Origin of the sequence: Lysobacter sp. K5869, assembly GCF_018847975.1 — a bacterium.
Lineage (GTDB): Bacteria > Pseudomonadota > Gammaproteobacteria > Xanthomonadales > Xanthomonadaceae > Lysobacter.
Genome location: NZ_CP072597.1, coordinates 3512434 through 3530874, shown reverse-complemented (window position 1 = coordinate 3530874; position 18441 = coordinate 3512434). Strand labels below are relative to the sequence as shown.

Annotated in this window: 18 protein-coding genes; 7 read left to right on the top strand and 11 right to left on the bottom strand. The window is 68.9% G+C overall.

Annotated elements, in window-relative coordinates:
* The first annotated feature begins 151 nt into the window (after positions 1-151).
* On the top strand, positions 152-2527 hold the full coding sequence (locus J5226_RS15350; protein WP_215835325.1) for a 3-hydroxyacyl-CoA dehydrogenase/enoyl-CoA hydratase family protein: 2376 nt from the start codon (positions 152-154) through the stop codon (positions 2525-2527).
* Between the two features lie 203 nt (positions 2528-2730).
* Positions 2731-3936, top strand: a complete 1206-nt coding sequence (locus tag J5226_RS15345; protein WP_215835324.1) for an acetyl-CoA C-acyltransferase — start codon at positions 2731-2733, stop codon at positions 3934-3936.
* Between the two features lie 382 nt (positions 3937-4318).
* Here J5226_RS15345 and J5226_RS15340 read toward each other — a convergent pair whose 3' ends face one another.
* The 3 genes from J5226_RS15340 to J5226_RS15330 all read right to left on the bottom strand — a co-directional run bounded on the left by J5226_RS15340 (position 4319) and on the right by J5226_RS15330 (position 6579).
* Positions 4319-4633 (bottom strand): hypothetical protein, encoded by a 315-nt coding sequence (locus J5226_RS15340; RefSeq protein WP_215835323.1) that lies wholly within the window; start codon positions 4631-4633, stop codon positions 4319-4321.
* Positions 4634-4921: 288 nt separating this feature from the next.
* Entirely contained in the window at positions 4922-5287 is a 366-nt protein-coding gene (locus J5226_RS15335; protein WP_215835322.1) for a tRNA-binding protein, read from the bottom strand.
* Complete coding sequence (locus J5226_RS15330) at positions 5284-6579, bottom strand: FAD-binding oxidoreductase (protein WP_215835321.1); 1296 nt, start codon at positions 6577-6579, stop codon at positions 5284-5286. The genes J5226_RS15335 and J5226_RS15330 overlap by 4 nt, the downstream gene beginning before the upstream one ends.
* A 101-nt stretch (positions 6580-6680) precedes the next feature.
* On the opposite strand from J5226_RS15330, the gene J5226_RS15325 reads away from it, so the two are divergent.
* The gene (locus J5226_RS15325) at positions 6681-7118 is read left to right on the top strand and encodes a hypothetical protein (protein ID WP_215835320.1); all 438 of its coding nucleotides are present in this window, start codon (positions 6681-6683) and stop codon (positions 7116-7118) included.
* Positions 7119-7409: 291 nt separating this feature from the next.
* On the opposite strand, the gene galU is transcribed toward J5226_RS15325, so the two are convergent.
* The 8 genes from galU to cmk all read right to left on the bottom strand — a co-directional run bounded on the left by galU (position 7410) and on the right by cmk (position 16147).
* The gene (gene galU / locus J5226_RS15320; protein WP_215835319.1) at positions 7410-8312 is read right to left on the bottom strand and encodes a UTP--glucose-1-phosphate uridylyltransferase GalU; all 903 of its coding nucleotides are present in this window, start codon (positions 8310-8312) and stop codon (positions 7410-7412) included.
* Positions 8312-10222: a nucleoside-diphosphate sugar epimerase/dehydratase gene (locus tag J5226_RS15315; protein WP_215835318.1), complete on the bottom strand. Its 1911-nt coding sequence runs from the start codon at positions 10220-10222 to the stop codon at positions 8312-8314. Before J5226_RS15315 ends, galU begins: the two co-directional genes overlap by 1 nt.
* 58 nt (positions 10223-10280) lie before the next feature.
* The gene (locus J5226_RS15310; RefSeq protein WP_215835317.1) at positions 10281-11249 is read right to left on the bottom strand and encodes a lipopolysaccharide biosynthesis protein; all 969 of its coding nucleotides are present in this window, start codon (positions 11247-11249) and stop codon (positions 10281-10283) included.
* Positions 11250-11252: 3 nt separating this feature from the next.
* On the bottom strand, positions 11253-12431 hold the full coding sequence (gene lapB / locus J5226_RS15305) for a lipopolysaccharide assembly protein LapB (protein WP_215835316.1): 1179 nt from the start codon (positions 12429-12431) through the stop codon (positions 11253-11255).
* A gap of 4 nt (positions 12432-12435) precedes the next feature.
* A complete protein-coding gene (locus tag J5226_RS15300) occupies positions 12436-12714 on the bottom strand; it encodes a LapA family protein (protein WP_215835315.1) in 279 nt (92 codons plus the stop codon).
* 211 nt (positions 12715-12925) lie between these two features.
* Positions 12926-13228 carry an integration host factor subunit beta gene (locus tag J5226_RS15295; RefSeq protein ID WP_057947915.1) on the bottom strand — a complete coding sequence of 101 codons (303 nt, stop codon included), beginning with the start codon at positions 13226-13228 and terminating at the stop codon, positions 12926-12928.
* Between the two features lie 333 nt (positions 13229-13561).
* Positions 13562-15250, bottom strand: coding sequence for a 30S ribosomal protein S1 (gene rpsA, locus J5226_RS15290; protein WP_215835314.1), 1689 nt, complete (start codon positions 15248-15250; stop codon positions 13562-13564).
* 204 nt (positions 15251-15454) lie between these two features.
* Positions 15455-16147, bottom strand: a complete 693-nt coding sequence (gene cmk / locus J5226_RS15285) for a (d)CMP kinase (RefSeq protein ID WP_215835313.1) — start codon at positions 16145-16147, stop codon at positions 15455-15457.
* A gap of 202 nt (positions 16148-16349) precedes the next feature.
* Here cmk and ykgO point away from each other — a divergent pair, with 202 nt between their 5' ends.
* The 4 genes from ykgO (at position 16350) to J5226_RS15265 (ending at position 18395) form a co-directional block, all read left to right on the top strand.
* Complete coding sequence (gene ykgO, locus J5226_RS15280) at positions 16350-16475, top strand: type B 50S ribosomal protein L36 (protein ID WP_010342887.1); 126 nt, start codon at positions 16350-16352, stop codon at positions 16473-16475.
* A gap of 204 nt (positions 16476-16679) precedes the next feature.
* Positions 16680-17009: a hypothetical protein gene (locus tag J5226_RS15275; RefSeq protein ID WP_215835312.1), complete on the top strand. Its 330-nt coding sequence runs from the start codon at positions 16680-16682 to the stop codon at positions 17007-17009.
* A 4-nt stretch (positions 17010-17013) separates the two neighbouring features.
* Positions 17014-18054 carry an agmatine deiminase family protein gene (locus tag J5226_RS15270; protein WP_215835311.1) on the top strand — a complete coding sequence of 347 codons (1041 nt, stop codon included), beginning with the start codon at positions 17014-17016 and terminating at the stop codon, positions 18052-18054.
* Between the two features lie 86 nt (positions 18055-18140).
* Positions 18141-18395, top strand: coding sequence for a hypothetical protein (locus J5226_RS15265; RefSeq protein WP_215835310.1), 255 nt, complete (start codon positions 18141-18143; stop codon positions 18393-18395).
* The last annotated feature ends 46 nt before the right edge of the window (positions 18396-18441 follow it).

Sequence of the window (18441 nt, the reverse complement as noted above, 5' to 3'; positions counted from 1 at the left end):
GCCCCGGCGGGGGCCGCGCCGCCGGAGCCTCGCGCCCGGTCCCGTACGTCCCGCCGCTGAACTCCCCCGCCACGCACGCTTCGCTTTCCAGGCCGCCGCCCACCGCGGCCTGCTTCGATAAAACTCTATTCCTTCCAAGGAGTTGTAGACGATGTCCAACCAATTGCTAGTCCGTCGCGCCGCGGTCCTCGGGGCCGGCGTCATGGGCGCCCAGATCGCCGCGCACCTGACCAATGCCGGCGTCGACACGGTGCTGTTCGATCTGGCCGCCAAAGAGGGCGCGCCGAACGGCATCGTCGACAAGGCCATCGCCAACCTGACCAAGCTCAGCCCGGCGCCGCTGGCGAGCAAGTCGCTGGCCGAGCGCCTGACCGCGGCCAACTACGACACCGGCCTGGAGCAGCTGCGCGGTTGCGATCTGGTGATCGAAGCCATCGCCGAACGCATGGACTGGAAGCAGGACCTGTACAAGAAGATCGCCGACTACGTGCCCGAGCACGCGGTGCTGGCCTCCAACACCTCCGGCCTGGGCATCAACAAGCTCGCCGAAGTGCTGCCGGAGCAGCTGCGCCACCGCTTCCTCGGCGTGCACTTCTTCAACCCGCCGCGCTACATGCATCTGGCCGAGCTGATCCCGGCCAAGACCACCGACGCGGCAGTGCTGGAAGGCCTGGAAACCTTCCTGACCACGACCCTGGGCAAGGGCGTGGTGATCGCCAAGGACACCCCGAACTTCATCGGCAACCGCATCGGCGTGTTCTCGATGCTGGCCGCGATGCACCACACCGAGCAGTTCGGCCTGGGCTTCGACACCGTCGACGCGCTGACCGGCCCGGCGATCGGCCGGCCGAAGTCGGCGACCTACCGCACCGCGGACGTGGTCGGCCTGGACACCATGGCCCACGTCATCAAGACCATGGCCGACACCCTGCCCGAAGACCCGTGGCACCCGTACTTCAAGGCGCCGAAGTGGCTGAGCGCGCTGGTCGAGAAGGGCGCGCTGGGCCAGAAGGCCGGCGCCGGCTTCTACACCAAGAAGGGCAAGGACATCCTGGTGCTGGACCTGAAGGCGCAGGATTACCGCGTCTCCGCCGGCGAGCTCGACGCCGAGGTCGCGGCGATGCTGAAGGAAAAGGACCCGGCCAAGAAGTTCGCCGCGCTGCGCGCCAGCGCCAACCCGCAGGCGCAGTTCCTGTGGGCGGCGTTCCGCGACACCTTCCACTACAGCGCGTTCCACCTGGAATCCATCGCCGACACCGCGCGCGACGTCGACTTCGCCATGCGCTGGGGCTACGGCTGGTCGCTCGGCCCGTTCGAAACCTGGCAGGCCGCGGGCTGGAAGCAGGTCGCCGACTGGATCGCCGAGGACATCGTCGCCGGCAAGGCCATGGCCAGCGCGCCGCTGCCGAACTGGGTGTTCGACGGCCGCGACGGCGTGCACGACGGCAAGGGCAGCTACAGCCCGGGCCGCAACGCCCAAGTGCCGCGTTCGTCCAACCCGGTCTACGCGCGCCAGCGCTTCCCCGACGCGCTGCTCGGCGAGAAGTTCTCGCAGGGCCAGACCGTGTTCGAGAACGACGGCATCCGCTTGTGGGCCGATGAAGGCGACGACATCGCGGTGATCAGCTTCAAGACCAAGATGCACACGGTCAACGACCACGTGCTCAACGGCATTCAAGAAGCCATCGGCATCGCCGAGAAGAAGTTCAAGGGCGTGGTGATCTGGCAGCCGAAGGAGCCGTTCTCGGCCGGCGCCGACTTGTCCGGCGCGCTCGGCCTGCTGCAGGCCGGCGACATCCAGGGCTTCGAGGCGATGGTCGCCAACTTCCAGGCCACCAGCCAGCGCATCAAGTACTCGCTGGTGCCGGTGGTCGCGGCGGTGCGCGGCCTCGCCCTGGGCGGCGGCTGCGAGTTCCAGATGCATTCGGCGCGCGCGGTGTTCTCGCTGGAAAGCTACGTCGGTCTGGTCGAAGCCGGCGTCGGCCTGCTGCCGGCCGGCGGCGGCCTCAAGGAACTGGCGGTGCGCGCCTCCGACGCGGCCGGTCCGGGCGGCGACGTGTTCGCGCACCTGAAGACCGCGTTCGAGAGCGTGGCGATGGGCAAGGTGTCCACGTCCGCGTTCGAAGCGCGCGAGCTCAAGCTCGCCCGCGCCGACGATGTGGTGGTGTTCAACGGCTTCGAACTGCTGCACGCGGCCAAGGCGCAGGCGCGCGGCCTGGCCGAGGCCGGCTACCGTCCGCCGCTGCCGGCGCGCCGCATCCAGGCCGCCGGCGACGTCGGCATCGCCACCTTCAAGATGCTGCTGGTGAACATGCTGGAAGGCCGCTTCATCTCCCCGCACGACTACGAAATCGCCACCCGCATCGCCACCGTGATCTGCGGCGGCGAAGTCGACCGCGGCGCGCTGGTCGACGAGGAATGGCTGCTCAAGCTCGAGCGCGAGCACTTCGTCGCCTTGGCGCAGATGCCCAAGACGCAGGAGCGGATCGCGCACATGCTCAAGACCGGCAAGCCGTTGCGCAATTGAGCAGGGAATGAAGGGAAACAGGGGAGCGGGGAATGGATGCGCCCTCCTCTGCCCTGAATCTGCGAGCCCCCAAGTATTCGAGCGGTAGAACCGGAAGCGAGAAAGGAAACGGCAACGACCGGCAGCGACCCAACCTCGCGCCCCCGCCATTCCCTTAGTCCCCTCATTCCCCGTTCCCCGCTCCAACCAGCGAGACAACGACCATGACGAAACAAGTCCAAGACGCCTACATCGTCGCCGCCACCCGCACCCCGGTCGGCAAGGCTCCGCGCGGCGTGTTCCGCAACACCCGTCCCGACGACATGCTCGCCCACGTGCTCAAGGCCGTGGTCGCGCAGGCGCCGGGCATCGATCTGAGCCGCATCGACGACGCGATCATCGGCTGCGCCATGCCCGAGGGCGAGCAAGGCATGAACGTGGCGCGCATCGGCGTGCTGCTGGCCGGCCTGCCCGACACCGTCGCCGCGCAGACCATCAACCGCTTCTGCTCCTCCGGCCTGCAGGCCGTGGCGCTGGCGGCCAACGAAATCCGCCTGGGCAACGCCGATCTGGTTTTGGCCGGCGGCACCGAGTCGATGTCGATGGTGCCGATGATGGGCAACAAGGTCGCGCTGTCGCCGTCGGTGTTCAAGGACGACCATGTCGCCATCGCCTACGGCATGGGCATTACCGCCGAGAAGGTCGCCGAGGAATGGAAGGTCTCGCGCGAGGAGCAGGACGCGTTCGCCGCGGCCTCGCACCTCAAGGCGCTGGCCGCGCAGGCCGCCGGCGAGTTCAAGCGCGAAATCAGCCCGTACGAAGTGATTTCGCACGTGCCGGATCTGTCGTCGAACGCGATCAAGCTGCGCCAGTTGCTGGTCGAAAACGACGAAGGCCCGCGCGCCGACACCTCGGCCGAAGGCCTCGCCAAGCTCAAGCCGGTGTTCCGCAACGGCCAGTTCGGCGGCACCGTCACCGCCGGCAACAGCTCGCAGATGAGCGACGGCGCCGCCGCGATCCTCCTGGCCTCGGGCCAGGCGGTGAAGGATTACGGCCTGACCCCGCTGGCGCGCTTCGTCAGCTTCTCGGTCGCCGGCGTGCGCCCGGAAGTGATGGGCATCGGCCCGATCGCCGCGATCCCGAAGGCGCTCAAGCAGGCCGGCCTGACCAAGGACCAGCTGGACTGGATCGAGCTCAACGAAGCCTTCGCCGCGCAGGCGCTGGCGGTGATCCGCGACAGCCAGCTCGACCCGTCCAAGGTCAACCCGCTCGGCGGCGCGATCGCGCTCGGCCACCCGCTCGGCGCCACCGGCGCGATCCGCACCGCGACCATCGTGCACGGCCTGCAGCGCCGCAAGCAGAAGTACGGCATGGTGACGATGTGCATCGGCACCGGCATGGGCGCGGCGGGGATTTTCGAAGCGCTGTAACGCAAGCGGTTTCGCGACACGAAAAACCCCGGGATTTCCCGGGGTTTTTTGTTGTTTCAATTGCCCCCTGCAGGAGCGGCGCGAGCCGCGACTGCGCCAACGCAACCACGACGAACGATTCCGACGCCTGCGTCGCGGCAATGATCGGGGGCTTTTGTGCTGCTCGCGGCTTCCGTCGTCGTTGCGTTGGCGCGGTCGCGACTCGCGTCGCTCCTACAGGAAGCCACCGACGATTCGGAAAAACAAAAAACCCGGCGCCGGCTAAGCCATGCACCGGGGTCGCGCGACGCCACCCACAAGACAGGCGCGCGCGAACGACGAAACGGGAGCGCGTCGAAGCCTGCGCGGCCGCCGGCTCGCGGCGGCCGCGCGCGGGCGAGGCTTACTTCGGACAGGCGGTGAACTTGCCCTTGGCGTCGCGGCAGTGCTTGGTCTCGGCCTTCTTGGTCGCGCAGGCGATGAACTTGCCCTTCGGGTCGCGGCAGCGCTCGGTCGCGGCTTTGGCCGGGGCGGCCTTGGCCGGAGCCGCGGCGGCGGCGGGCGCGGGGGTCGCGGCCGGCTTGGCGGCGGGCATGGTCGCAGCGGGCTTGGCGGCCGGGGTCGGCTGCGCGGCGGGCGCGGGCTGCGGCGCGGCGATCGCGCCCAGGCTCAGGGACAGCAGGACGGAAGCGAGCGAAACGGCGAGCGTGCGGCGCATGGCGAGACTCCCAAGAAGGCGACCGGAATGTGGATCGCAGGGGGATGCTAGCGCCGCTGTGTGCGTCGGGGTGTGTTTGGGGGATTAAATTTACTTAATGAAGATGCGGCGTGGTTGTGGCTTCGCGGTCGCGGCTCGCGCCGCGCCTACCGTCGGTATCGCAGCAACGGGCTCGCCCTGCAGGAGCGGCGCGAGCCGCGACCGCGAAACCACGCCTGCGTCGCAATTACCGATGCCCGTCGCCGCTCGAACCGAGGCGCCCGCAACCTCACGGCCGCCCCACCCGCCTCACGCCAACCGCGTCCCGTTGGGCACCGGCCGCTCCACCGCGGTAACCACCACGCCCTCTTCTGTCGGAAACCCGGTCAGCAGAAACTCCGACACGAACGGCCCGATCTGCTTCGGCGGAAAATTGATCACCCCGACGATCTGCCGCCCGACCAGTTCCTGCGCCGAATACAGATCGCGGATCTGCGCGCTGGTCTTGCGCAGCCCGTACGGCCCGAAGTCCACCCACAGCTTCCACGCCGGCTTGCGCGCCTGCGGAAACTCCTCGACCTGGGTCACCGTGCCGGCGCAGATCACCACCTTCTCGAAATCGCCCCAGGTGATCGGCTCGTGCGCCGGGGAGGCACCGTGTTCGTTCTCGCTCATCGATCGCGTCTCTCGCTCTTGTCCTTGAACCAATCCTTGAACTGCGCCCAGGCGTAGCTCGCTTGCGCCGCCGCCAGGCCCGCGGGCTTGAACGCCGACACCAGGCCGTAGCCGGACAGCTCGCGCCAGCGCTCGTCGCCGTCGGCGATGGCCGCGGCCAACAGCTCGCCGGCGAACGTGGTCGGCGCCACGCCGTGGCCGCCGAAGGCTTGCGCCAACCACAGGCCGTCGTCGATGCGGCCGATCTGCGGCATCTGGTGGCGGGCGTAGCTCATCAGTCCCGACCACGCGTAGTCGATGCGCACGCCCGACAGCTGCGGGAATACCCGCAGCACATCGCGATACAGCAGCTGCTGCACCTGCCGCGGCGAGCGGTCGCGCACCGAGATGCGCCCGCCCCACAGCAAACGCCCGTCGCGCAGCGGCCGATAGTAGTCGAAGGCGAAACGGCTGTCGTAGACCGCCGCGCGGGTTTGCAGCGCGCCGTCGAGCAGTTCGCCGAGCGGCTGGGTGACCATCACATACGTCGCGATCGGCATCACCGCCGCATCGACTTCGCGCCGCAGTCCGGCCAGATAACCGCCGCAGGCCAGCACCACTTGTTCGGCGCGCACTTCGCCGCGCTCGGTACGCACCCGCCAGCCTTCGCCGTCGCGCTCCAGCGCCAGCGCGGGCGAGCCTTCGTGCACGCGCACGCCCAGCACCTGCGCCTGCGCGGCGATGCCCTGGGCGTATTTGAGCGGATGGAAATGGAAGGCCTGCGGCTCGAACAAAGCGTCGTGGTAGCGATGGCTGCGCACGCGTTCGCGCAGGCGTTCGCGCGGCCACCATTGCCACTCCACGCCGAAGTGTTCGGCGAGCAGGCGCTGGCGCGCGCGCAGCACTTCGGGATCGGCGAACCAGTTGGCCCAGATCACCCCGGCCTCGGTGGCGTCGCAGTCGATGCCGTAGCGGCGGATGCGCGCGCGGATCAGTTCGACCGCGTCGAGCGTGCCCTGGTACAGGGCCCGGGCCCGCGCCGGCCCGAGCTCGCGCAGCAGCGCGTCCTCGCCGCGCGAGAAGCCGCCGAACACGAAGCCGCCGTTGCGGCCGGAGGCGCCGTAGCCGACCCGTTCGGCCTCCAGCAGCACGACCTCGCCGACGCCGCGCTCGGCCAGTCCCAGCGCCGTGTTGAGCCCGGCGAAACCGCCGCCGATCACGCACACCCGCGCCCGCGTCGGCTGTTCCAGCGCCGGCCAGTCGCGGTCGCTGGCGAGGCTGGCGCGGTAGTAGTGGTCGGCGAGTATGGACATGGGCGGACGACGGCGCTTTGATGGCGGCTCAGGACGCGGACGGGACGATCCGGCGCGGCCCTCGCGCAAGCGCGCCGCCGCCCGACCGCCGGACGAATTCGATGCAGACGATGGAAATCCACCGCGCCGACCTAGCCTACCGCAGACGCAGCCTGTGGCTGCTGCTGGCGATCGCCGCCGGCTGCGCGCTCGGGCTGTGGCAACTGCACGGCTGGCTGCAGGGCGTGCAGAACCATATCGCCGGCGCCGATCCGCTCGAAGCGCGGCGCTGGCTGCGACGCGCCCTGGCCGGCCTCGCGCTGGCGCCGGTAGCGCCGCTGTGGCTGTGGGGCCGCGGCCTGCGCGCGCTCGGCCGCGCCGCCGCCGAGCAACGGCGCTTCCCGCCGCGCGACTGGAAGACCTACCGCGACGTGCGCGTGCTGCGCGACGCCGCCGCCGACGCCTGGGCGCGGCGCACCGCGCGGTTGGGCCGGTACGCCCAGCATGCGGCACTGGCGTGCATCGCGGCGGCGCTGGCGGTGGGGTGGTGGTTGGCGTAAGCGCCCTGCCCTGGCGCGCGGGTTAGTGGCGCTCTGGCGGTCGTCGCTCGTATCGCCGCTTCCTGCCGCGCCCGATTGGCGCGGTCGCGGCTCGCGCCGCTCCTACAGGGGCTGCGGCCGGTTCCGTTTGCGACTGTAGGAGCGGCGCGAGCCGCGACCGCGACCTGACGACTACGCCGAAACCTTCACCGGCCCCGCGCCAACTCGCGCCTTGCGGGTGCGCCCGCCGCAAACGAAAAGGCCGCCGATCCTCGCGGACGGCGGCCTTCGTTGTCTTGCGCCGGCAAAACCTCAGGCGAGGTCTTCGACGCCAAGCTCGTTGAGCGCGTTCTGCATCATCTGCCGCGCCGAGTCGCTGAGCTTCTCGTGATCGAGCGCGTAGCGAATCGTCGCCTCGATCAGCCCGATGTGGGTGCCGCAGTCGAAACGCGTGCCCTGGAAGCGGTAGGCGTTGACGGTCTCCTGCTGCAGCAGCGTGGCGATCGCGTCGGTCAGCTGGATCTCGCCGCCGGCGCCCGGCGTGGTGCTTTCCAGTAGCTCGAAGATGCGCGGGTTGAGCACGTAGCGGCCGACCACGGCCAGATTGCTCGGCGCGACCTCGGGCTTGGGCTTTTCGACGATGGCGGTGATGCGGCCCTGGCGCGCGTCGAAGTTCGAGGTGGCGACGATGCCGTAGCTGCCGGTCTGCTCGCGCGGCACGTCCTGCACGGCGATGGTGCTGGCGCCGCTGGCCTCGGAGGCGTCGGCCATCTGCTTGAGCGCGCCCGCGCCGCCGCGGTTCCAGATCAGATCGTCCGGCAGCAGCACGGCGAAGGGTTCGTTGCCGATCACGTCCTTGGCGCACAGCACCGCATGGCCCAGGCCCAGCGCTTCGGCCTGGGTCACGAACACCGCGCGCACGCCGCGCGGCAACACGTCGCGGATCAGCTCCAACTGCTCGGTCTTGCCCGAGCGCTCGAGCTTGTGTTCGAGCTCGTAGGCCTTGTCGAAGTAATCGGCGACCGCGTGCTTGTAGCGGTTGGTGATGAACACCAAGGTGTCGCAACCGGCCTCGACGGCCTCGTCCACCGCGTACTGGATCAGCGGCCGATCCACGATCGGCAGCATTTCCTTCGGAACGGTCTTGGTCGCGGGGAGGAATCGGGTGCCGAGGCCGGCGACGGGGAATACGGCCTTGCGGATGCGTGCAGCCATTAAATCTTCCTGGCGTTACGGGCGGGAAAGGCCACCACGGTAGCCGATTCCTTGTAATCCGGGTGTTCGCCGATGGGCTGGAACTCCGGAACCGCGACGCGCAGCAACGCGCCCAGGGCGTCGCGGTCGTAGCGGATCGACGCCTCGCGCAGCTGCACCAGCGAGTGCTCCAGCGCGCTCATCGTCACCTCGCGCGGCTCGGCCTGCAGGATCTTGGGGTGCACCGTCGGGCGGTAGCGCTCGTCGGCGTGGAACAAGGTCTCGTGCAGCTTCTCGCCCGGACGCAGGCCGGTGTAGACGATGGCCACGTCGCGCCCCGGCTGCTTGCCGGCCAGACGGATCATCTGCTCGGCCAGCAGGCGGATCGGCACCGGCTCGCCCATGTCGAGGGTGTAGATCGCCTCGTGGGTGCCGATCGCCGAGGCCTGCAGGATCAGCTGGCAGGCTTCCGGGATGGTCATGAAGAAGCGGGTCACTTCCGGGTCGGTCACGGTGACCGGGCCGCCGGCGCGGATCTGCTCGCGGAACAGCGGCACCACGCTGCCGGCCGAATCGAGCACGTTGCCGAAGCGCACGGTGACGAATCGGGTCTTGCGCTGGTCGGCCAGGGCCTGGCAGGTCATCTCGGCCAGGCGCTTGGTCGCGCCGAGCACGTTGACCGGGTCGACCGCCTTGTCGGTGGAGATCAGCACGAAGGTGCCGACCCCGGCCGCGCGGCAGGCGCGGGCCACGGTTTCGGTCGCCAGCACGTTGTTGCGCACCGCTTCGCGCAGCTGCGCTTCCAGCAGCGGCACCTGCTTGTAAGCGGCGGCGTGGAAGGCGGCGTCGGGCTCGGCCAGCTTGAGCGCGTATTCGATCACCGCGCGGTCGCCGCAGTCGCCCAGGATCGGGATGAATTCGACGTCGGGGAAATCGCGGCGCAGCGCGGTCTCGCTGGTGACCAGGGCGAGTTCGTCGATTTCGATCAGGGCGATGCGGCTGGCGCCGTGGCGCGCGCACTGGCGCACCAGCTCCGAACCGATCGAGCCGCCGGCGCCGGTGACCAGCACCGAGCGCCCGCCGAGCCAGCCGCGGATCGCCTTCCAGTCCGGCAGCACCGGCTTGCGGCCGAGCAGGTCTTCGATCGCGACTTCCTTGAGTTCGCCCGGCAACGAACGGCCTTCCAGCACGTCCTGCAGGCGCGGGACCATGCGGAACGGCAGGCCGGTGCGCTCGCAGGCCATGACGATGCGCTGCATCGCGTTGGCGTCGGCCGAGGGCATGGCGATGACCAGCAGCTTGGCCGCGGTCTCGCGGGCGATGTCGGCGACGTCGTCGACCTTGCCCAGCACCGGCACGCCCTGGACCTTGCTGCCGCGCAGGCGCGCGGCGTCGTCGAGGAAGCCGATCGGGTGATAGGTGCCGAAGCGGCGCAGGTCGCGCACCAGCGCCTCGCCGGCGCGGCCGGCGCCGAGGATGAGGATCCGCACCGAGACCGCGTTGGCGCTGTCGATGCGGCTGTCCTTCCAGGCCCGGTACAGCAGGCGCGGCGCGCCGAGCATGCCCATCAGCACCAGCGGGTACAGCACCAGCACGGTGCGCGGCACTTGGTCGACGCGGTTGTAGAGGAACAGCCCGAGCACGATGGCGAACAGGCCGAGCATGCAGGCTTTGAAGATGTTCCAAAGATCGGGTACGCCGGCGAAGCGCCACAGCCCGCGGTACAGGCCGACCTGCCAGAACACCAGACCTTGCGCGGCCAGCACCAGGGCGATCTCGGTCGACCACAGCGGCAGCGGCGGCGGCTGCGCGATCACGCCGAAGCGCAGCTTGTGCAGCGCCTGCCAGACCAGCCAGACCATCGCGAGATCGTGCGCGACCACGGCCAGCCGCGGCAGGCCGCTCTTGAGTCGATCGCGCAATGAGCTCATTCCTGCCTCGCTTGTGAATCCGCGGTTCGGGCGGTTCGGTCGATGGAGTCCGGCCGCCCTACGTTGCGGACCGTTCGGTCCGCTGGATCAGCCACCAAAAAAAAGCGGCGGATATATACCATCCGCCTCCCATACACAGCATGAAACCGATCCGGACTTCGGTCACAAGGTGCAGCGAGACTAAAGACAGCAACGTGAAAATCGCATAAGCGAGGGTGACGCGGACATGCCCCGCGCGGCGCGCCCAGACCTGATAGGCGTGCTGGGTGTGCGGGGTCCACCAGCGTTCGCCGCGGCGCACGCGGCGCAGCAAAGTGAGGCTGGAGTCGACCATGAATGCGGCCAGCGGGATCAGCATCAGCGCGGCGTGCCATGCGTCCAGGCCGGTCGCGGCCAGGGCGCCGAGGCCGGCGACGGCGTAACCGATCGCGCCGCTGCCGACGTCGCCCATGAAGATCCGCGCGCGCGGAAAGTTGAACGGCAGGAAACCCACGCAGGCCGCGAGCAGGGCCAGGGCCAGCCAACTCCAGACCGGACCGCCGAATCCGGCCAGGGCCAGCGCGACCAGCGCGGCCTGCGAGGCAGCCAGTCCGTTGATCCCGTCCATGAAGTTCCACACGTTGGTCAGCCCGACCGCGAACACGAACGCGGCCAGGGCCACCCAGGCCTCGCCGCGCAGCAGCCAGATCCCCGCCGCCAGCACCGCCGCGGCCAGCACGTGCACGGCCAGCCGCAGCCACGGCGACAGCGGGCGGTGGTCGTCGACCCAGCCGATCGCCGCGACCAGCAGCAAACCGATCCCGAACGCCGACGCCAGCCCGGCGTAGGCGGGAAACTTCAGCGCCAGCGACAAGGTCGCCACCAGCAACGCGATCACGATGGCGATGCCGCCGCCGCGCGGCGTCGCCACGCTATGGCTGCGGCGTTCGCCCGGTTGATCGATCAGGCGGCTGCGCAACGCGTACGCGCGCGCGAGCCAAGTGCCGGCCGCGGCCAGCGCGGCGTGCATGCCGATCCACGCCCACATCGCTCAGACCACCGCGTAGTTGAGCAGCGGCTTGACCGTGCCCCACTCCTTGCAACTCGGGCATTGCCAGTGGTGGCTGCGCGCGCCGAAGCCGCAGCGGTTGCAGCGGTAGCTCGGGTTGCGCACCAGCAGTTGGTCGGTGATGTGCTTGAGGTCGTGCAGGGTCGCCAGCGGGTCGGCGCCCTCGGCCAGGGTCAGGTCGATCAGCGCCGCTTCGCCGCGCACCGACGGCCGGTCCTTGAGCTGGCGCGCCAGGTACGCGCGCGCCGCCGGCACGCCGTCCTCGGCTTCGACCATGCGGGTCAGCGCCAGCACCGGCGAGATGCCGCGGTAGTGCTCGCACATCTCAGCCAGGAACGCGCGCGCGCCGGTCGGGTCGCCGTTGCGCTCGTAGCAGCTCAGCAGCGCCGGCAGCACTTCGGGCAGGTAGTCCGGGTCGGCGCGGGCGACGCGTTCGAACGCGCGGATCGCCGCGGCGTCGTTGCCCGCCTCCACTTCGATCCGGCCTTCGAGCATGCCGGCGCGGACCGAGTTGGCGTCGGCCTCGTAGGCTCGCTTGACCGCGTCGCGCGCGGCCTGGGCGTCGCCGGCGGCGCGGTGACGGTCGGCGAGTTCGCATTCGAACTGGGCGATCAGCTTGCCCATCGGCTCGCCGGTGGCGGCCTCGAAGCGCTGGGCGTTTTCGATCGCCTTGTCCCAGTCGCGCTCGGATTGGTAGATGCCGATCAGATGGCGCAGCGCCAGCGGCGCGCGCATGTCCAGCGCGACCAGATCGCTGAACACCGTCTCGGCGCGGTCGAGCAGGCCCGAGCGCATGTAGTCCTCGCCCAGCGCCAGCAGCGCCTGGACCTTCTGCTGATCGCTCAGGCCCGGCCGCTGCACCAGCGCCTGATGCAGGCGGATCGCGCGGTCGACCTCGCCGCGGCGGCGGAACAGATGGCCGAGCGCGACCTGGGTCTCGAAGGTGTCCTTATCGAGTTCGGCGATATGCAGGAACAACTCGATGGCCTTGTCCGGCTGCTCGTTGAGCAGGTAGTTCAGACCGCGGAAATAGGTGGTGGACAGGTGGCTGACCTGATTGTCGCTGTGGCGCTCGCCGCCGCGACGGCCGATCACCCAGCCGCTGAGCGCGGCGATCGGCAACAACAGGAAGAACCAGAACCACTGACTGATGAATTCCATGCGCTCAATTCTCGGGAGCGGTGACGGCCGGCAAGGACGAACCGGCGGCGGCGCGTTCGGCGCGGGTCAGGCGGCGGCGCAAGGGCAGCACCACGCTGGCGCTGATCGCCAGCCCGCCGATCAGCGCGCCGGCCAACAGCGACACGATCAGGACGATGCCCAGCGAGGTCGCCGGGACGAAGCCGAAGCCCAGGTCGATGCTGACGCTCTGGCGGTTGAGGGCGCCCAGGACCGCGCCGGCGGCCAGGCACAGCACGGCGATGAGTACGCGGATCAGGCGCATGAGGACTCCCGGTGTTCGTGTACGCGCGATGCGTGCGGCAGGCTTAAAGAGTAGCCGACGCGGCGCGATGCCGCGTAGAGGGCGGCGGCGCGGCGGGACGACGGTCGCGGCGCAACGCGATGCCCGTCGCCGCGCGGGGCGGATCGGGCCGACGAAGCGGATCGGCTGCCGCGCGCGCGGACCGCCGTGGCGGCCGCCGGCGGCGACGGGCTCAGCCTTCTTCGTCCAGCGGGGTCACGCCGCTGACGCGCTCGCGCAATTCCTTGCCGGGCTTGAAGTGCGGCACGTGCTTGCCGGGCAAGGCGACGGATTCGCCGGTCTTCGGGTTGCGGCCCAGGCGCGGCGGACGGTAGTGCAGCGAGAAGCTGCCGAAGCCGCGGATCTCGATCCGCTCGCCGGCCGACAGGGCGCCGCCCATCATTTCCAACAGGGCTTTCACCGCCAGATCCACGTCGTCGCCCTTGAGGTGGGCCTGACGCTGGGAAAGGATCTCGATGAGCTCGGATTTGGTCATGCGCAGTGTTGCCTGGCCTTATGAAAAGGTCTTTGCTGAAGATGCGGCCTCGCGCCGCGCGCGATCCCCTGCCGCTTGCCCGAGCGTACGCCGGCCCTTGCCGGCCCGCCGGGCCAGGATGCCGCACCCCGGATGGCCGGAAGCGGCATCGCAAAATCGTGTGAAGCGCGAAACGGTGGTGCGTGGTTCGTTTGGAGCGTGGTTCGCTTGGAGCATGCTTCGTTTGGAGCAGAAGCCTGTGTCGCCCATCGTCCGACGGCGCCGGCGAGCGGCGCCGCGGAGGATGGCCGCCGCTCCGGCGAACCGGAGCGGCGGCGGTACCACGTGACGCGATTACTCGGACTTGCCGCTCAGGCGCTCGCGCAGCAGCGCGCCCAGGCTGGTGGTGCCGCTGGCAGCGTCGCCGGCGTGACGGTTGTAGTCCGCCATGGCTTCCTGCTGGTCGGCCTCGTCCTTCGCCTTGATCGACAGCTGCATGCTGCGGCCCTTGCGGTCGGTACCGATGATCTTGGCCTCGACGTCCTGGCCGACCTTCAGGTACTGCGACGCGTCCTCGACGCGCTCCTTGGCGATGTCGCGCGCGGCGACGTAGCCTTCGATGCCGTCGGCGAGTTCGATCACGGCGCCCTTGGCGTCGACTTCCTTCACCTTGCCCTTGACGATCGAGCCCTTGGCGTTGGAGGCGACGTACTGGCCCATCGGGTCCTGCTCGAGCTGCTTGACGCCCAGGCTGATGCGCTCGCGCTCCGGATCCACGGCCAGAACGACGGCTTCCAGCGTGTCGCCCTTCTTGTAGTTGCGGACCACGTCTTCGCCGGTGGTGTTCCAGCTGATGTCGGACAGGTGGACCAGGCCGTCGATGCCGCCGTCCAGGCCGATGAAGATGCCGAAGTCGGTGATCGACTTGATCTGGCCTTCGACCTTGTCGCCCTTCTTGTGGATGGCCGCGAAGGTCTCCCACGGGTTCGAGGTGACCTGCTTCATGCCCAGCGAGATGCGGCGACGCTCTTCGTCCACGTCCAGGACCATGACCTCGACCTCGTCGCCGACCTGCACGATCTTCGACGGGTTGACGTTCTTGTTGGTCCAATCCATTTCCGACACGTGCACCAGGCCTTCGACGCCCGGCTCGATCTCGACGAACGCGCCGTAATCGGTGACGTTGCTGACCTTACCGAACACGCGGGTGTTGGCCGGGTAGCGGCGGGCGATGTTGTCCCACGGATCCTCGCCCAGCTGCTTGAGGCCGAGGCTGACGCGGTTGCGCTCGCGGTCGTACTTGAGCACGCGGACGTCGAGTTCCTGACCGACTTCCACGACTTCCGACGGGTGACGCACGCGCTTCCACGCCATGTCGGTGATGTGCAGCAGGCCGTCGATGCCGCCGAGGTCCACGAACGCGCCGTAATCGGTGAGGTTCTTGACCACGCCCTTGAGGATCGCGCCTTCCTGCAGCTTCTCCATCAGCTGTTCGCGCTCGACGCTGTACTCGCTCTCGACCACCGCGCGGCGGGAGACGACGATGTTGTTGCGCTTGCGGTCGAGCTTGATGAGCTTGAACTCCAGCTCCTTGCCTTCCAGGTACGCCGAGTCGCGCACCGGGCGCACGTCGACCAGCGAACCGGGCAGGAAGCCGCGGACGTCCTTGATGTCGACGGTGAAGCCGCCCTTCACCTTGCCGCTGATGCGGCCGGTGATGGTTTCGTTCTTCTCGAGCGCCTGCTCGAGTTCGTCCCACACCATCGCGCGCTTGGCCTTCTCGCGCGACAGCACGGTTTCGCCAAAGCCATTCTCGATGGAGTCGAGGGCGACCTTGACTTCGTCGCCTTCGGCGACGTCGATTTCGCCGGCGTCGTTACGGAACTGTTCGATCGGCACGATGCCTTCGGACTTCAGGCCGGCGTTGATCACCACCACGTCGCCGCGGACTTCCACGACGACGCCGGTGACGATGGCGCCCGGCTTCAGCTTGGCCAGGTACTGCTGGCTCTGTTCGAACAGTTCGGCAAATGATTCGGTCATTGGATTGAATATCTCGGTTGAACACACGGATCGCACCGTTTGACATCGTTGCCGTCGTGGCAACGCAAGCAGAACGTGGTCGACCCACCCGTTATGTGATGCGATGCAGCCGCATCATGTGTTGTGGTTGATCCGGCGCGGGACTGCGCCGGGGCTTGTACGTTTGCAACGTTCCGCTGCGGAGGTTTCGTCGCGCCGCGCCGTTCAGCGCGCGGGCAGCAAAGCCAACACCTGTTCGACTACCGTGTCGATTCCAAGACCGGTGGTATCGATGCGGACGGCGTCATCGGCCGGGCGCAAGGGAGCCACCGCGCGCTGGGCGTCACGGGCGTCGCGGGCGAGAATCTCCCGCAGCAGACCGTCTAAAGTAACCGAAACCCCCTTGTCCTTCAACTGCTTATAGCGCCTTTCCGCGCGTTCGTCGGCGCTGGCGGTCAGGAACACCTTGTATTGGGCGTCCGGGAAGATGACCGTGCCCATGTCGCGGCCGTCGGCGACTAGCCCCGGGGGCTGCCTGAATGCGCGTTGGCGGTCCTTAAGCGCGGCCCGGACCTCGGGAATGGCGGCGATGGCCGAGGCGGCGGCGCCGGCGGTCTCGGTGCGCAGCTCGTCGGTGGCGTCGACCTGGTTGACCAGCACCCGCAGCTCGCCGGAGGCGTCGTCGCGGAAGCCGATGTGGGTGTCGAAGGCGCAGCGGACCAGGGCGGCCGGGTCGGCCAGGTCCAGGTCGGCCCAGCCGGCGGCGACGCCGACCGCCCGGTACAGGGCGCCCGAGTCCAGGTAATGCCAGCCCAGGCGCTGGGCGACCAGCCGGCTGATGGTGCCCTTGCCGGAACCGGAGGGGCCGTCGATGGTGAGGACGGGGACGGAGGAGTTCTGAGAAGATGCGCTATTCATGCGCCGCATTATGCGGCCGCGGCGCCCGCAGCGGTCCCGGCGAGCGCCCTCGCCCGCCGCCCGGCCGGCGCCGAACGCCCCGATCGCGGCCGATTTTTGCGTCCGAGTGCGCAACCACTTGATCGGCCGGCATTTTGTCCGCTAGAATCGCGGGCTAGCTTTTCCCAACCCATCCCATCCACTCAACCAGCCGAGATCTCTCATGAAGGTCCTGTCCTCTCTGAAGTCGGCGAAGGCCCGCCACCGCGACTGCAAAGTCGTTCGCCGCCGCGGCAAGGTCTTCGTGATCTGCAAGTCGAACCCGCGTTTCAAGGCGCGTCAGCGCTGATCCGCGGCAGCGGATGCGACATCCGCCGCCAGAGGTTCAAGTCGAAAGCCGCCGAAAGGCGGCTTTCTTCGTTCCAGCCCTCCCTCCACCGGCCGCGTTCGCGTCGTGGCCGGCCCTGTTTCGCCAAACCGTGACGGCCGCACCCTGCCGCTGAGCGTCACCTTGTGCCTAGAATCCCGCGTCCTTTGCCTAGGTGAATTCGCCATGAAGCTGCGCGTTGCCGTTGCACCCCTGCTCGCCCTGCTGGCCCTGTCCGGCGCCGCCTCGGCCGATACCCTGCTGATCCAGCGCGTGCAGCAAGAAAGCAAGGCGGCCCTGCCGACGCGCGGCCAGAGCATGGACCAGATCAAGGCGCGCTACGGCGAGCCGGCCCAGCGCCTGGATTCGCGCGGCGGCCAGAAGAAAGCCTGGCCGCAGATCAACCGCTGGGTGTATCCGGCCTTCACCGTGTACTTCGAGAAGAGCCGGGTGATCGACGTGGTGGCGAACAAGGCCGGTACCGGCGAAATCGGGCCGAAACCGCCTATCCTTTGAGGTTATGACCAACAACGCATTGCGCTTCCCCGCGGAGTGGGAACCCCAGTCCGCGGTTTTGATCGCGTGGCCGAACGCCGACACCGACTGGGCCGACCGCCTGGGCGAGGTCGAAGAGACCTACATCGCCCTGGTCGCGGCCATTACCCGTTTCCAGCCGGCGCTGATCTGCGTGGCCGACGACGACGTCCAGGCCTATGCCCGCGCGCGCCTGGCCTCGGCCCGGATCGACATGGACCGGGTGCGTTTCATCGACGCGCCCTACGACGACACCTGGCTGCGCGATTCCGGCCCGATCACGCTCAAGCGCGAGGACGGCGGTTTCCGTTTGCTGGATTTCCGCTTCACCGGCTGGGGCGGCAAGTTCGACGCCAGCCAGGACGATCTGCTGGTCGAGCGCCTGCATGAGCAAGGCGTGTTCGCGCCCGGCAGCGAGCGCGAGAGCATCGATTTCGCGCTGGAAGGCGGCGGCATCGAAACCGACGGCGCCGGCACCCTGCTGACGACCTGGCGCTGCCTGCACGAGCGCCACCCGACGCTCAGCCGCGAAGAGATCACCGCCAAGCTCGCCGGCTGGCTGCGCCAGGACCGGGTGCTGTGGCTCGATCACGGCTATCTGGAAGGCGACGACACCGACGCGCACATCGACACCCTGGCGCGCTTCGCCGCGGCCGACGCCATCGTCTACCAGGGCTGCGACGACCCGTCCGATTCGCACTACGCCGAGCTGCAGGCGATGGGCGCCGAACTGGCCGCGCTGCGCACCCGCGACGGCCAGCCGTACCGCCTGTTCGTGCTGCCGTGGGCGAAGCCGATCATCGACGAGGACCGCCGCCTGGCGGCCAGCTACGCCAACTTCCTGATCGTCGACGGCGCGGTGCTGATGCCGGCCTACGGCGACGCCGCCGACGCGGCCGCGCAGGCGGTGCTGGCGCAGGCCTTCCCGGACCGCGAGATCGTCGCGGTGCCATGCCGGTCGCTGATCTGGCAGAACGGCAGCCTGCATTGCGTGACCATGCAGTTGCCGCGGGGCGTGGTGGCGTAAACCGCTCGGCGCGAGGCGCGGTTGCGCTTCGCGCCGTTCCTTGCGCGCGGGTCTTGCCGCGCGCGACTCGTCCTCGCACGTGGCTCTTGCCGGCGCGCGACTCGTCCTCGCACGTGCGGTTCGTTGCGATTGCCGCATTCGCTGTTCGCTGTTCGCTGTTTGCTGTTTGCCATTCGCCGAGTTCGCCGGCGCTCGACCCGCGCGATCCGCGCGACCTCACAGCCCGCATCGCCTCTCTGACCCCGTCATTCCGGCGAAAGCCGGAATCCATTTTGATTTTGCTCGCCATGCTCGCCGCAGCAAGGCAACAGCAAAATGGATTCCGGCTTTCGCCGGAATGACGGGTGAGAGCAAGCCCGCTCAAGCCCATGGCGGTGCGCGGGAACC